This window comes from Azospirillum doebereinerae, assembly GCF_003989665.1.
In the GTDB taxonomy this organism is placed as follows: domain Bacteria; phylum Pseudomonadota; class Alphaproteobacteria; order Azospirillales; family Azospirillaceae; genus Azospirillum; species Azospirillum doebereinerae.
The window spans coordinates 23,552-37,763 of sequence record NZ_RZIJ01000021.1 but is presented as its reverse complement, the minus strand read 5'-3'; the positions used below and the strand labels follow the sequence as shown (position 1 = coordinate 37,763).

Here is a 14,212-nt window from a genome sequence, read left to right as displayed (position 1 = left end):
GTCAGTGCCCCGCCGCTTGGAGTTTCGCCTTGAATTCCTCGACCGTCATGCCGGTCTGCTGGGCGCCGACGTCCTGGACGTTCAAGCCGAGCATGCCGATGAACTTGGCGAGGTAGTAGATGTTGCCGCCGGCCGCGATCAGGTCGAGCGCGTTGCGCGCCTTGATCGCCGCCTTCTGGGCCTCGTTCAGGCCGAAGCGGTCGCAATAGCCGTCCTCGTCGGCCAGGAAGGCGGCGCGGCCGGCTTCCTCGTTGAACGAATAGCACATCTTGTTCAGGGCATAGCCGCGCATCGCCATGGCCCCGTCGAAGATGACGGTTCCGGGGATCGGGTCCTTGGTGGGGGAGGGTTGCAGGGGCATCGGCGTTTCCTCGTGTGTTTTCTTGAGCAGGGCTTCTTGTTCCGGATCAGCTCCAGTAGAGCCGCATCGGGTTGTCCACCAGCAGCGCCCGCTGCTTGGCGGCGTCGGTGGCGATGTGGGGGATGACGTCCACCAGGGCGCCGTCGTCGGGCATGTGGGTCGTCATGTTCGGGTGCGGCCAGTCGGTGCCCCACAGCACGCGGTCGGTGAAGCGGTCCACCAGGGTACGGGCGAAAGGCACCACGTCGGCGTAGTTGGTCGCCGACCCCTCGACGCTGAGGCGCTCGGGGCAGCTCACCTTCGACCAGATGTGCGGGTTGTCGGCCATCAGGGCGACGAAGCGCTGGAAATCGGGGTGGCCGGCCCCCTTGGCGATGTCGGGGCGGCCCATGTGGTCGACCACGACGGTGGTCGGGAGTCCGCTCAGGAAGGGGGTCAGCTCCTCCAGGTCGGGCGCTTCGAAATAGACGACGATGTGCCAGCCGAGCCGGGCGATCCGCTCGGCGATGCCGCGGTAGAACTCCTTCGGGGTGGCGTCGACCAGACGCTTGACGAAGTTGAAGCGCACGCCGCGCACCCCGGCCTCGTGCAGGGCGTGGAGTTCCGTTTCGGTGACGGAGGGGGCGACCGAGGCGACGCCGCGCGCCAGCCCGTTCGATGCCATCAGCGCGTCGACCATCGCCCGGTTGTCGTGCCCGTGGCAGGTCGCCTGGACGATGACGTTCCGCTCGAAGCCGAGGAAATCGCGCAGCGCGAACAGCGCCTCCTTCGGCGCGTCGCCGGGGGTGTATTTGCGCTGCGGCGCGTAGGGGAAGACGTCGCCCGGTCCGAAGACGTGGCAGTGGGCGTCCACCGCCCCCGGCGGCGGGGTGTAGGACGGCTTGCGCGGGGCGGGGTGGAAGGTCAGCAGGCTGTTGGCGTCCATCGGACAAACCCCTTCGGAAAAATGCGCGTCAGTCGGCGAAGATCACGCCGTCGAACAGTTTGCGGGCGGTGCGCAGGATGGCGGCGCGCGCGACCCCGCCCCGGTCGTCGAGGTCGAGGACGACCGTCATCTCGCCGGTCGGGTGCTCGATGCTCAGGCTCTTGCGGCGCCCATCGGGAACGACCGCCAGCGCGGCGGCGGGCGATTCCGGCAGGGCGCAGGCGGTGGCGACGCTGACCGCGCCCAGCACGCCGATGGAGGCGTGGCAGCGGTGCGGGATGAAGGTCCGGGTGGAGATCGTCCCGCCGCCCTGCGCCGGGCTGACCAGCGTCATCTTCGGCACCGTCTTGTCGCGCACGTCGCCCAGGTTCATCCGGGGGCCGGCCTGGAGGCGGATCGATTCCAGCTTGGCCTTCAGGCTTGTGTCGGCGTCGAGCTGTTCGCGGGTCTCGGTTCCGGTCACGCCCAGATCGGCGGCGCGGATCACCACCACCGGCATGCCGTTGTCGATGCAGGTGACCGGCACGCCGTCGAACTCGTCCACCGTGTTGCCGGTTGGCAGCAGCGCCCCGCAGGACGAGCCCGCCGTGTCGCGGAACAGCACCGGGACGGCGGCGGCGCTGCCCGGCACCCCGTCGATCACCGCTCCGCCCCGGTAGGTGACGCGGCCGCCCGGCGTCGCCACGCTGGCCTCGGCGACCTGACCCGTGTTCTCCATGTAGATCGTCACATTTGTCTCGCCGTCCCGCGCCGGGACCAGCCCGCGCTCGATGGCGAAGGGACCGACGCCGGCCAGGATGTTGCCGCAGTTCTGCGCGTCGGTGACGATGGCCCGGTCGACGACGACCTGGAGGAACAGGTAGTCGACGTCGATCCCCGGCCGTTCCGACCGCTTGACCACCGCGACCTTGCTGGTCAGCGGGTCGGCCCCACCCATCCCGTCGATCTGGCGCGGGTCGGGCGATCCCATGGCGCGCAGCAGGAAGGCGTCGCGGTCGTCGCGGTCGTCCGGAAGGTCTTCGGCCAGGAAATAGCCGCCCTTCGACGTGCCGCCGCGCATCCACAGGCAGCGGATTCCCTCGAAGACGGTCGTTTCCTCCGCCGGTGTCGGGGCCATCACAGCTCGTCCACGGTGCGGGGGTAGACCGTCTGGAAGCCCTCGGCGTAGCGCGCGTTGCGTCCGCCCGCCTGCCCGCCGGAGTTGCGGCGGAAATGGTTGCCGCGGTTCTGCGCCAGATTGGTGTAGTAGTCCCACAGGTGTTCCTGCCCGGCCATGCATTCGATGGCGGCGCGCTTGCGGTCCCACACCTCGGTGATGTCGAGGAAGACATCGGGCTTCCAGCCCATCTGCTCGGTCTGGTGCGGCTCGAACAGATAGAGTTGCGGGGCGCCCAGCACCTTTTCGCCCGGATTGTGGCCCCAGGCCTGGGCGATCATCCGGCATTCGATCAGCAGCTTGGTCGCGAAGGAATGGTCGGTGTTGTAGGGGTCGTAGTGGGAATGGCTCATCATGAAGCCGGGCCGCACCTTGCGGATCACGTCGACCAGCCGGAACTTGGCCTCGCGATCGACCTCCAGCGGGTAGTCGCCCAGGTCGAAGAACTGGATGTCGTGGGCGTTCAGCGCCTTGGCGGCGGCTTCGGCCTCCTTGCGGCGCTCGGTCTTCACATGGTCGAGGGTGCAGCCCTCCTGCTTCCACAGCTTGGCCGATTCGCCGCGCTCGCCGTAGGACAGGCAGACGATGGTGACGTCGCAGCCACGCGCCTGATGGAGCGCGATGGCGCCGCCGGCCCGCCAGACGAAATCGGCGGAATGGGCGCTGAGCACCAGCGCGGTCTTGTCGGCCATGGTTGGCAACTCCCTCTGTCATGCAGGGAAATGGTTCGTGTTGCCGTCATCATCGCCGAACCGGCGGGCATTTCCATTTGGAAGCCCGCAGGACTTATTGGGTTTTGCTATAGCCTTCAGAAAGGTCTCCCGCCGGCGTCACTTAGCGGGGGACGGGTGAAGCATCGCCAAGGGGGTGGCGACGGCGAGCCGCATGGCCTCTTGCCATTCGGTCATCGTCACGAAGCGGTATCCCTTCCGCTCCCCGTCCTCCAGGATTCGCGACAGCGCCTGGAGCGAGGCGGGCTTGGTGCTGTGCATCAGGACGACGGCGCCCGGCGCCAGCCGTTCCGTGACGCGCTGGACGATCGCGTCGGTGCCGAGTCCCTTCCAGTCCTGGGAATCCACGGTCCACAGCACGGTCTGCAGGCCATGGGCCTGGGCGAGCGCCGTGACGGTTTCGTCGAAATCGCCGTAGGGCGGCCGAAACCACGCCGGATGGATGCCGGCGCCGGCCAGGGCGGCGTTCGCCTTGCCCAGGTTCCGGTCGCGTTGCGCGGCCGGAAGGTCGGTCATCATCGGGTGGGTCTGGCTGTGGCTGCCGACCTCGTTGCCGGACGCCGCCAGCGCCAGGGCGATGTCCCGGTGCTGCATGACCTTGCCGCCGATGCAGAAGAAGGTCGCCTTCGCCCCATGCCGCCGCAAAATCTCCAGGATGCGGAGATCGTTCGGATCCGGCCCGTCGTCGATGGTGAGCGCGACGACGCGGGCGAAGGGCGACTCCCGATCGACGTCCCCGAGATCCAGCGCCGCGCCGGGAAGCAGATGCTCGGTCGCGAAGGGGGCGTAGCCGTGGGTGGCCGTGTGGCTTCGTGGCTGGGCGGCGGCGGGAAGGGAAGCCACCGCCAGCGCGATGACCGCGCCAAGGGCGGCGCGGTGGATTGTCGGTTCGGCAGGCATGTCCACGCGGCGGCTTTGAAAAGGGGCAGAGGGCGCGAGGTTTGGCCGGATACGCGGCGTTGAGCAAGAGCTTTGCGTGTGACCGTGCGGTCGGAAGGACGCGGTCGGGGGCGCCGCACCGATGCCAAGCGGTGACGGGTGTTCGCGTCCAGGAGGTCGGAACGGCGTCGGCTCACCAAGGAATAGAAATGATCGACCCCGTTGCCGGTTCGGCGGTAAAAAACGGCGTTGTAGGAAAGGCGGACAAGAACAGAGCGTGCGATTTAGGAGGAGCTTGTCCAAACCAAGCGTAGGCTTGGCCGAAATGATCCTGTCTTTTCAGGGAATCGCGACTCGACCTGAGCATGGATTGTACGGCTCATTCGAGGTAGTCTGAATTTTGTCACGGGATTCCGGGCGTTTAAGAAAATCCTAACCATAAGGGTTAGCTCCCCGTTAAAGCGGGTCGCTCAGCCTCCGGGTGCAAAGACATTCTGTCGAACTCTGGAGGTCATCATGGCTAGCGCAACCGACGGGCTGATCGAGGTCGTCTTCGCGGTCAACGCTTGGGGAACGGTCGCGGGCGGCAAGTGGCCGCACTTCGTCCTTCGGGTCGATGGCGCCGTCATCGGCGAGGCCACCGTCGCGTCGGCCACCCAGTCCCGCTACGTCTTCACCGCCAAGGTTCCGGCCGACAAGGCGCACGCCCTGCAACTGCAGTACGACAACGACGACACGGTCAACGGCGTCGACCGCAACCTGTTCGTCAAGTCGTTCGAGGTCAACGGCAAGACCATCCTCGCCATCGACCCCTCGGTCAAATACGACACCGGGGCGGTCGACGGGCTGAACGTGATCGCCGGACAGACCGAGATGTACTGGCCGGGCGCCCTCAACGTGTCGCTGGGCAAGGATCTGTTCCCGTCTGCGACCACCACCCCGACCGATCCCACCCCCGCCACCATGACCAGCCAGATCACCGTGAAGGCCTGGGGCGTCACCGCCGGCGGCCAGCCGCCGCACTTCAAACTGCTGGTCGACGACGTGGTGGTCGGCGACGCGCGGGTCGCGGCGACCTCGGCCACCGACTACAAGTTCACGGTCAACGTGGACCCGAACGAGGCCCACAAGATCCAGATCTGGTACGACAACGACGCCACCGTCAACGGCGTCGACCGCAACCTTTACGTCAAGTCGATCGACATCGACGGCCAGACCATCGCCGCGACCTCCCAGATGGCCTCCTACGACAAGGGCGCGGTCGACGGCAAATTCGTCGTCGCCGGGCAGGAGGGGCTGTTCTGGGGCGGCGCGCTGACCTTCGGCGTGCCCGAGGAGTATTTCGGCGGCGCCTACGTTCCGCCGCCTCCGCCGCCCCCGCCGCCGGTCCTCACGGCGACGGAGATCGTCGTCAACGCCTCCGGCGCCTCGGCCGGCGGGGTGGCGCCGCACTTCAAGGTGCTGGTCGACGGGCAGGTCATCGGCGACGGCCGCGCCACCAGCGGCACCACCACGCCCTTCACTTTCAAGACGGCGCTGGACGCGACCGTCGGCCACACGGTCCAAATCTGGTACGACAACGACTCCACCGTCAACGGCCAGGACCGCAACCTGTACGTCAAGTCGGTGTCGATCAACGGCCACACCGTCGCCGCCACCGACAGCATCGTCACCTACGACAAGGGCGCCGTGGACGGCAAGGACGTGGTCAAGGGCCAGGAGGGTCTCTTCTGGGGCGGCGCGCTGAACGTCAAGGCCGGCGCCGAGCTGTTCCAGCCGGCCCCCGCCGCCCCGCCGACCGCGCCGACCCAGCCCGCCTTCTACGTCGCCACCAACGGCAAGGATTCCTGGTCGGGCAAGCTGGCCGCCCCCAACGCCGACGGCACCGACGGCCCCTTCGCGACGCTGGAGGCGGCGCGCAACGCGATGCGGGCCGATTCCTCCATCGACACCACCTACATCCGCGAGGGCACCTACCACCTGACCAAGACGTTGGAACTGACGGCGCTCGACAAGGGCAACGGCTTCCAGAACTACCCCGGTGAGAAGCCGGTGCTGAGCGGCGGCGAGAAGGTCACCGGCTTCACCAGCGAAGGCAACGGGATCTATTCCGCCAAGCTCTCGACCGCCTCCGGCCTCGACCTGATCGTCGGCGGGGTGCGCCAGCATCTGGCGGAGAAATACGCCTACGACAGCGCCGACGTGACCTCGGGCTGGCATTTCGCCGACGCGGCCGCCGCCGGTCCCAGCGGGTCGCAGATCCGCTTCCACAGCGGCGAGGTGACGGCGGCGGACATCCAGTCCGGCACGCTGATCCAGGTGATGGACGCGGAGCGGCTGGGCGACACGCTGACCAGCATCGCCAGCTTCAACGCCGCCACCCGCACCCTCGTCCTGAAGAACGGCGCCTCGCTGCCCTTCGCCGAGGGCACCACCTACAAGCTGCTGAACAACGCCTCCTACGTCGATCAGGTGGGCGAGTTCGCGTGGCGTCCCAGCGACGGCAAGCTGGTCTACAAGGCGGCGGACGCGTCCTTCGCCGCGTCGGGGGTGGAGATCCCCCGGCTGGCGACGCTGATCAAGCTGAACGGGGCCAGCGACGTGACGCTGGACGGCTTGAAATTCATGAACACCACCACCGACGGCAACGCGCTGGAGCTGGTGAGGTCGTCGGGCAACCACATCAGCGACAACAGCTTCGTCAACGTCGGCACGGCGATCAAGCTGGGTTCGGCCTCGTCGAACAACCAGATCGCCCACAACACGCTGAACCATCTCGCCGACAGCGGCATCGAGATGGACGGGCGCAGCAACGCCAACATCCTCTACGCCAACACCATCAGCAACATCGGCGAGGTGCGCAAGGCGGTGTCTGGCATCATCGGCACCGGGGTGGACAACAACGTCATCTCCAACAACGACATCGACCACAGCGCGCGCTACGGCATCTCGCTGAAGGATTACGGCGGCACCACCAACACGGCCAACCACGACAACGTCATCCAGTACAACCGGATCTCCTACACCGGGCTGGAGACCGCCGACGGCGGCGCCATCGAGATCCTGGGTCGGTCGAGCACCGACAGCGGCCTGATCATCCAGGGCAACCGGATCGAGCACGCCAGCGGTCTGGCGACCAGCAACGCCGACCAGTGGATTTACGGCCAGAAGGGCTTCGGCATCTATCTGGACGACATGGCCGGCGGCGTCACCGTGCGCGACAACTTCATCAAGGACGCCGACTGGGCCTCGATCCAGATCCACGGCGGCGACAACAACACGGTGACCAACAACTTCGCGGTCATCGCCAGCAACAAGGAGGACTTCATCCGCGTCGAGTGGCAGCCGGTGCACGGCGCGGTCGGCATGCCCTACAACAACACCATCACCGGCAACGTCGTGCAGGGGACCCTGCCGCTCGACGACTACATCGAGCTGCTGACCGCCAACGACCCGGTGATCGACCGCAACCTCGTCTACAACGTGCCGACCTACGGCGACCACGACGTGACCGGCAAGCCGATGTTCAACAACCCGTACTACGGGGACTACTCGCTGCAGGCGTCGTCGCCCGCCTTCGCCATGGGCATCCACGACCTCGCCTGGGCCAAGATGGGGGTCGTCGGCTATGAGGCGGCGGGGATGATCGCCTTCTGGGACGCGGTCTGACGCTTGTGGGTTAGCCACCCCGGTCCAGCCGGCCGGGGCCGGGCGGAGCGCTGTTTTCCATGGGACCCGTTCCCGAGGAAAAGGGCCTCCGCCCATGCCCGTCTCTGCCCCCCGTTCCGCGCCTGTCTTCACGCCGGCCTTGCTTTCCGCGTTCCATCAGCTTGGCCGTTGCGTTGCAGCGCACCATATAGGGCTCCGTGTTGCCGGGCGGCGCGAGCCGGCGCGGCGGGAATCACAGAGACCGTTTTCGATGACAGCGAAGATCATGGCGGCCGGCGTCGCGTTGTGGATGGCCTGCGTGGCGGCGCCCGTCCGCGCGCAAGAGGAAGACAACAGGCCGAAATTCGGCCCGGACGCGATTCCGATCACGCGCGCCGCCGAGTATGTCCGTCACGCCCTGGCGCCGGACTACTGGGCGCTCGCCCCTTTCTACGTGCCGCAGTCGACGGGCAGCGCCTGTTCGCTCGCCAGCGTGACGATGATGCTGAACGCGCTGCGCGGCCTGCCGGGGCTGGCGTCGGACCGGCTGGTCACCCAGCGCCAACTGCTCGACGCGGTCGGTGACGAGCATTGGCGCGACGCGGTGGCGGAGAACGGGGAGGGCATCTCCTTCACCGAGCTGGAGCTGTACGTCCGCCGCAGCCTGGACGCCTACGGCCTGACCAACGCCGAGGTCGAGGTCTTCCGCCCGCGCGACGCCTCGCCGGAGACGCTGGCGGAGCTGCGTCGGATCCTGACCGAGAACGAGCAGGGCGACAGCGACATCATCCTCCTGGCCTACGACCAGGGGACGCTGACCGGGGATCTCGGCTACGGCCACATCGCCCCGCTCGGCGCCTATGACGCGGCCAGCCGGCGGGTCCTGATCATGGACCCGGACCGGAGCTGGTACGTCCCCTACTGGTCGAGCGACGTCAAGCTGCTGGACGCCATGCTGAAGCCCGACCGCGCCGACCCGGAGGGCAGCGGCCTGATCCGCGTCCGCACCCGCCGGGTTTCGGGCTGAGGTTGTTTCCCTACACGCAGCGCCCGCCGTCGACCTCCAGGCAGACTCCGGTCAGGAAGGCCGCCTCGTCGGAGCACAGGTAGAGCGCCGCGTTGGCGACGTCCGCCGGGGTGGACAGCCGGCCAAGCGGGATGGAGGCCAGGAACTGGGCGCGGCGCTCGGGCGAATCCTCGCCCATGAAGCGGTGCAGCATGCCGGTCTCGGCGGCCACGGGGGCGATGGCGCAGACGCGCACCTTGTGGGGCGCCAGTTCCACCGCCATCGACTTGGTCAGGGTGAGGACCGCCCCCTTGGAGCCGTTGTACCAGGTCAGGTTCGGACGCGGACGCAGCCCGGCGGTGGAGGCGATGTTCAGGATGATGCCGCCGCCCTGGGCGCGGAACACCGGCACGGCGTGGATGGCGCTGTGGTAGATCGATTTCACGTTGACGGCGTAGATGCGGTCGAAGGTGGCCTCGTCGACCTCCAGCATCGATCCGTAGCGGTGGGTGTAGCCGGCGTTGTTGATCAGGATGTCGAGCCGTCCGAAGGCGCCGATGGCGGCCGAGACGATGGCCTCGTAATCCTCGCCGACCGCCACGTCGGCCCGCACGGCCAGCGCCGTCTCGCCGATGGAGTCGGCGACCCGGCCCGCCGCGGCCTCGTCGAGATCGGCGACGATGACGTGGGCGCCTTCCGCGGCGAAGCGCCGGGCGATGCCTTCTCCGAAGCCCGATCCGCCGCCGGTGACGACGGCAACCTTGTCCGACAGACGCATGAGATGGTTCTCCCCTGGGTGGCCGGCCCGGATGTCCGGACATATCCGGATAGGGGCCGATTGTTGGGAACACCACTCATTATAGCGCGAAGCCGCCCGGTGGGGCAGCCGCCATCGTTCGCTGTCGATCTGGGGGAAATTTCCGCAGAGGGAAAGGAAGAATGGCGCGAGTGACGGGACTTGAACCCGCGGCCTCCGGCGTGACAGGCCGGCGCTCTAACCAACTGAGCTACACCCGCGCTTTGGCTCCCGGTGCTGGACTCGAACCAGCGACAAGCGGATTAACAGTCCGCTGCTCTACCAACTGAGCTAACCGGGAACGTTGGGAGGCCGACTTATAGGGCTGGTTCCCCGATCTGGCAAGCACAAAATCGCAAGGCTCCGATTTTTTTGTCCCATCCACATGTTCGCTGTGACAACCGACCCACGGCGCACGCGATGGTTGATGAGGCGCGCGCGCCGGATCTTGACAGACAGGGCCGCTTTCAGGCTTCTTCTGCCACACCCCACCATCAGCTTCGCAAGGCCCCGATGTCCGAGGTCGTTCCCTTCGCCGCCGCCCGCGCGGCGCTGATCGCTCGCCTGACCGAACAGCTTCCGCCTTCGGCCGAATGGGCGGGGCGCCTGATGCTGATGCCCGACGGCCAACGGGTGGAACCGATGCCCGACGACGCCGCGGTGGAATCGCTGCGCGCCTTCCGCGCGGGGCTGGGCGAGGCCGTCGGCGCCGCCGCCTGTTCGGTCGGCGGGGTCTGGGTGTCGCGCGAGGATTGCCTGGACTGGGACGGGCTGCTGGCCCCGTTGGCGGTCGCCGCCGCCTATGTGGTGGGGCGCACGCAGTCGGCCGGGGGCTTCGCGGCCGAGCTGTTCCGCTGCAAGACCGCGCTGGCCGGCTGGGGCGTGCGGGGGCTGCGCGGGGACGCCGCCGTGGCGCGGGCCGCCGGCTACGCCGTGGTATCGGTCAGCCGCCGCCCGGACGACCAGGAGATCGTTCTGGACCGGGTGATGGACACCTTCGCCTTCGCCATGCAGAGCCTGGGCGAGCCGACGGTGACCACCGACGACCTCGATCGCCGTCTGGTCCGCCGCGCCGTCCCCATGCGGCGCTGAGGCGCGGCCGCGTTTTTCGGCCCTCCCCAAGCGGGTCGGTGCTTTTCCGGCAGCCGTGATCCGGCGGCGCGGCTCCCTTCGGGGAGCCGTTTCGCGTTTGCACGCCGTCTGGCGGCCATTTAATAGGTATTTATACCTTTAAAAAAATCAGCCGGAATTGCGCCTGCCACGATCAAGGCAGGTGTTTTTCATTAACCAATTCAGTGTTTCACCGCTCTGCTCCGTCGGGGATGGACGCCGCGCCAGCCATGGCTCGCGCCTCCAGGCGGAGCGTCGACCGGGTTGTGAGCCACGCCGCTGGGCGTTTGGCGGCGTGGAAAAATTCCAAGACATAGGATGGGGGTGGCGGCATTCGCGTCCTGGGGGAAAGGGTGAATTCTGGTGAGGTGGCAGTATCATTGCCGAGGAAGAGGCTGCTTCTTTGCGTATGATCAAACGTTCTCCTGGGTCCGGATCGGCCGGATGTTAGCGAGCACGGAAAAGAGGCTCCCTCAGCCTTTTGGGAAAACCTTGGACATGGGCTGAAGCATCCGGCCGATACAAGCTGATACGCCCCCCTCCCCTTGATCCTGCGCGGCAGGGCTGTGCACAAAAAGAGACACGGATTCAGGCCGATTTTTCGGCGCAGGAGCCGGTGGCGAGAGGTTTCTGTGGCATTCCTGCGCCAGGGAAGCGGGGAAATCGCGGTCCCATCTTTGCCACAAGGTGCGCGGTATTTTAACCAAATTCCGCAATATCTCGTTAAGGATTTGGGGTCACCGTTGGCGTCAACCCAACGAGACAAGGAAAATTTTCCATGGCAACGACCACGAACGCCCGCAGCATCGTCGTGAACGCCTATGGCCAGTCCGGCGACAGCATCGCCGCCCATTTCCGCCTGTTGGTCGACGGCAAGGAGGTCGGTCAGGCGACCACGACGTCGGCGTCCAAGGCCTACAGCTTCACCGCCGATCTCGCGAGCGACGTCGCGCACACCATCAAGGTGGCCTACGACAACGACGCGGTGAACAGCAGCTACCGCGACCTCTACGTCCAGTCGGTGGTCGTCGACGGCAAGACCATGCTGCCGACCCAGGCGGTCTACGAGCGCTACGACACCGGCGCCACCACCACGACGCAGGCCGGCCAGTCCGGCATGTGGTGGGACGGCGCGCTGAGCTTCACCACCCAGCCGACCACCGCCAGCGGCACGACCGCCGGGACAACGGGCTCCGGCACGACGACCGGCTCCACCGGCGGAACGACGAGCGGGTCGGGCACCTCCGCCTCCACCACATCCGCTTCCACCATCGTGGTGAACGCGCAGGGCACGGCGGCCGGCGGCGTGAACGCGCATTTCAAGGTCCTGGTGGACGGCACCGCCATCGGCGAGGGCACCGCGACCACCAGCGCGCATGACTACAGCTTCACCACCTCGCTGACGGCGGATCAGGCGCACAAGGTGCAGATCCAGTACGACAACGACGCCTATATCAACGGTCAGGACCGCAACCTGACGGTCAACTCCATCAAGGTGAACGGCCATTCCTATTCCGCCACCGACAGCGCGGTGACCTACGACAAGGGCGCGCTCGACGGGAAGGACGTGATCGCCGGCCAGAAGGGCCTGTGGTGGAACGGCACGCTGGTGGTGGACGCCGACAAGTCCCACTTCACCGCGACGACCGACACCAGCAGCGGCACCAGCGGCAGCGGCACCACCACCGGCGGCACCGGAACGGGCACCGTCACCACGCCGGCGCTCTCGGTCAGCGACGCGACGGTGAAGGAGCCGACCGCCTCCACCACCTCCACCACGACCATCGCCGACGGCTACCTCCACACCGAGGGCAGCCAGATCGTCGACAGCGCCGGCAACAACGTCAAGCTGACCGGCGTCAACTGGTTCGGCGCCGAGGGCTACGCCTTCGCGCCCCAGGGGCTGTGGGAGGACAGCTACCAGAACATGATGGATCAGATGAAGTCGCTGGGCTTCAACACGATCCGCCTGCCCTGGTCGGACGCCATGCTGGACAATGGCGGCCAAACGCCGACCGGCATCGACTACAACCTGAACCCCGACCTCAAGGGCCTGAACGCGCTCCAAATCTTCGACAAGATCGTCGATTACGCCGACCAGACCGGCATGAAGATCATCCTCGACCACCACCGCTCGGACGACGGCGCCTCGGCCAACGAGAACGGGCTGTGGTACACCTCGGCCCACCCGGAATCGATGATGATCGCCAACTCGACCATGCTGGCGGAGCGCTACTCCGACAACCCGTCGGTCATCGGCATGGATCTGCACAACGAGCCGCACGGTCAGGCCACCTGGGGCGACGGCAACCTCGCCACCGATTGGGCCGCCGCCGCCGAGCGCATCGGCAACGCCATCCAGAAGGTCAACCCCAACCTGCTGCTGATCGTCGAGGGCGTCGAGAACTACGGCGGATCGACCTATTGGTGGGGCGGCAACCTCGACGGGACCAAGACCAGCCCGGTGGAGTTCAACGTCGACAACCAACTGGTCTATTCGGTCCACGACTACCCGCCGTCGATGGCGGGCTTCGGCTGGTTCTCCGACTCCAGCTTCCCGAACAACATGTCGTCGGTGTGGACGGACGCCTGGGGCTATCTGGTGCAGAACGACGTCGCACCGGTGCTGGTCGGCGAATTCGGGACGAAGTTGGCGACCACCCAGGACACCCAGTGGCTGAACGCGATCACCGACTACATGAACGGCGACTGGAACGGTGACGGGAAGAGCGATCTGGCGGCCGGCGACCAGGGCGTGAGCTGGACCTATTGGGCCTGGAGCCCCGGCTCGGGCGACACCGGCGGCATCCTGAACGACGACTACACCGTCAACACCGCCAAGGTAAACATCATCAAGGAGGCGATGTACTCCGGCTCCACCAGCGGCACCGCCACGGCGGACGCGGTCTTCACGGTGAAGCTCGCCTCGGCCTCGACCGAGACGGTGACGGTCAAATACGCCACCGCCGACGGCACGGCCAAGGCCGGCTCGGACTACACGGCGGCCAGCGGCACGCTGACCTTCGCGCCGGGCGAGACCGCCAAGACCGTGACCGTCAAGGTGCTGAGCGACAGCGCCGCCGAGGGAGCCGAGACCTTCAGCCTGAACCTGTCCGGCGCGACCAAGGCGACGCTGGCCGACGCGACCGGCCTCGGCACCATCACCGACGCGTCCAGCACCACGGCGAGCACCGCGTCCGCCGCCTCGGCGACCGCCGCGTCGCTGGTGACGACCACGGCCGCCACCACGGCGGATGCGGCCACCACCGACGTGTGGGCGCACACCGTGACCACGGCGGCGACCGACGCGACGGACACGACTGCTGCGCACAGCCTCTCCACGGCGGACATCCTGAGCGGCCTCACGACCGACGCCGCGACCACGGCCGCCGCCGAGGTTCTGCACGCGAACGACTGGTACATCCATCAACACGTCGCCTGACCGGGCGCAGAGGGAATTTGTGAACAGGGGCGGTCCTGGGGCCGCCCCCTTCGTCGTTTGCCGGGAGCCCCTGGAGAAAAATCAACCTTTGACGGATCTTTGGCGACGGAATGCACCGAAGGTGGGGCAAGCTCTGTCTGATTTTGGTTACAAGCCAA

The 14,212-nt window shown here is 67.0% G+C and carries 10 protein-coding genes and 2 tRNA genes; 4 read left to right on the top strand and 8 right to left on the bottom strand.

Features of this window, described 5'->3' with window-relative positions; translation table 11 throughout:
- Position 1: 1 nt before the first annotated feature.
- The 5 genes from EJ913_RS22725 to EJ913_RS22705 form a co-directional block, all read right to left on the bottom strand.
- Positions 2-361 carry a protocatechuate 4,5-dioxygenase subunit alpha gene (locus tag EJ913_RS22725; protein ID WP_127002175.1) on the bottom strand — a complete coding sequence of 120 codons (360 nt, stop codon included), beginning with the start codon at positions 359-361 and terminating at the stop codon, positions 2-4.
- Between the two features lie 46 nt (positions 362-407).
- Positions 408-1,286 carry an amidohydrolase family protein gene (locus EJ913_RS22720; protein WP_127002173.1) on the bottom strand — a complete coding sequence of 293 codons (879 nt, stop codon included), beginning with the start codon at positions 1,284-1,286 and terminating at the stop codon, positions 408-410.
- A 28-nt stretch (positions 1,287-1,314) separates the two neighbouring features.
- The gene (locus EJ913_RS22715; RefSeq protein WP_127002171.1) at positions 1,315-2,403 is read right to left on the bottom strand and encodes a 4-oxalomesaconate tautomerase; all 1,089 of its coding nucleotides are present in this window, start codon (positions 2,401-2,403) and stop codon (positions 1,315-1,317) included.
- Positions 2,403-3,134: a PIG-L deacetylase family protein gene (locus tag EJ913_RS22710; protein ID WP_127002169.1), complete on the bottom strand. Its 732-nt coding sequence runs from the start codon at positions 3,132-3,134 to the stop codon at positions 2,403-2,405. The genes EJ913_RS22715 and EJ913_RS22710 overlap by 1 nt, the downstream gene beginning before the upstream one ends.
- 138 nt (positions 3,135-3,272) lie before the next feature.
- The gene (locus EJ913_RS22705; protein ID WP_127002167.1) at positions 3,273-4,073 is read right to left on the bottom strand and encodes a polysaccharide deacetylase family protein; all 801 of its coding nucleotides are present in this window, start codon (positions 4,071-4,073) and stop codon (positions 3,273-3,275) included.
- Between the two features lie 495 nt (positions 4,074-4,568).
- Here EJ913_RS22705 and EJ913_RS22700 point away from each other — a divergent pair, with 495 nt between their 5' ends.
- Together EJ913_RS22700 and EJ913_RS22695 are read left to right on the top strand one after the other, a co-directional pair.
- Complete coding sequence (locus tag EJ913_RS22700; RefSeq protein WP_244939463.1) at positions 4,569-7,721, top strand: carbohydrate-binding domain-containing protein; 3,153 nt, start codon at positions 4,569-4,571, stop codon at positions 7,719-7,721.
- 250 nt (positions 7,722-7,971) lie between these two features.
- The gene (locus tag EJ913_RS22695) at positions 7,972-8,727 is read left to right on the top strand and encodes a phytochelatin synthase family protein (RefSeq protein WP_244939462.1); all 756 of its coding nucleotides are present in this window, start codon (positions 7,972-7,974) and stop codon (positions 8,725-8,727) included.
- A gap of 10 nt (positions 8,728-8,737) precedes the next feature.
- Here the strand turns inward: EJ913_RS22695 and EJ913_RS22690 are convergent, their stop codons facing one another.
- From EJ913_RS22690 to EJ913_RS22680, 3 genes are all read right to left on the bottom strand, one after another.
- Positions 8,738-9,484: a glucose 1-dehydrogenase gene (locus EJ913_RS22690; RefSeq protein WP_127002163.1), complete on the bottom strand. Its 747-nt coding sequence runs from the start codon at positions 9,482-9,484 to the stop codon at positions 8,738-8,740.
- A 162-nt stretch (positions 9,485-9,646) separates the two neighbouring features.
- Positions 9,647-9,723, bottom strand: a tRNA-Asp gene (locus tag EJ913_RS22685).
- A 4-nt stretch (positions 9,724-9,727) separates the two neighbouring features.
- Positions 9,728-9,803: transfer RNA gene (locus tag EJ913_RS22680), tRNA-Asn, on the bottom strand.
- Positions 9,804-10,015: 212 nt separating this feature from the next.
- Between EJ913_RS22680 and EJ913_RS22675 the strand changes: the two genes are divergently transcribed.
- The gene (locus EJ913_RS22675; protein WP_127002161.1) at positions 10,016-10,594 is read left to right on the top strand and encodes a hypothetical protein; all 579 of its coding nucleotides are present in this window, start codon (positions 10,016-10,018) and stop codon (positions 10,592-10,594) included.
- Between the two features lie 796 nt (positions 10,595-11,390).
- Complete coding sequence (locus EJ913_RS22670) at positions 11,391-14,054, top strand: cellulase family glycosylhydrolase (RefSeq protein ID WP_127002159.1); 2,664 nt, start codon at positions 11,391-11,393, stop codon at positions 14,052-14,054.
- Positions 14,055-14,212: the final 158 nt, after the last annotated feature.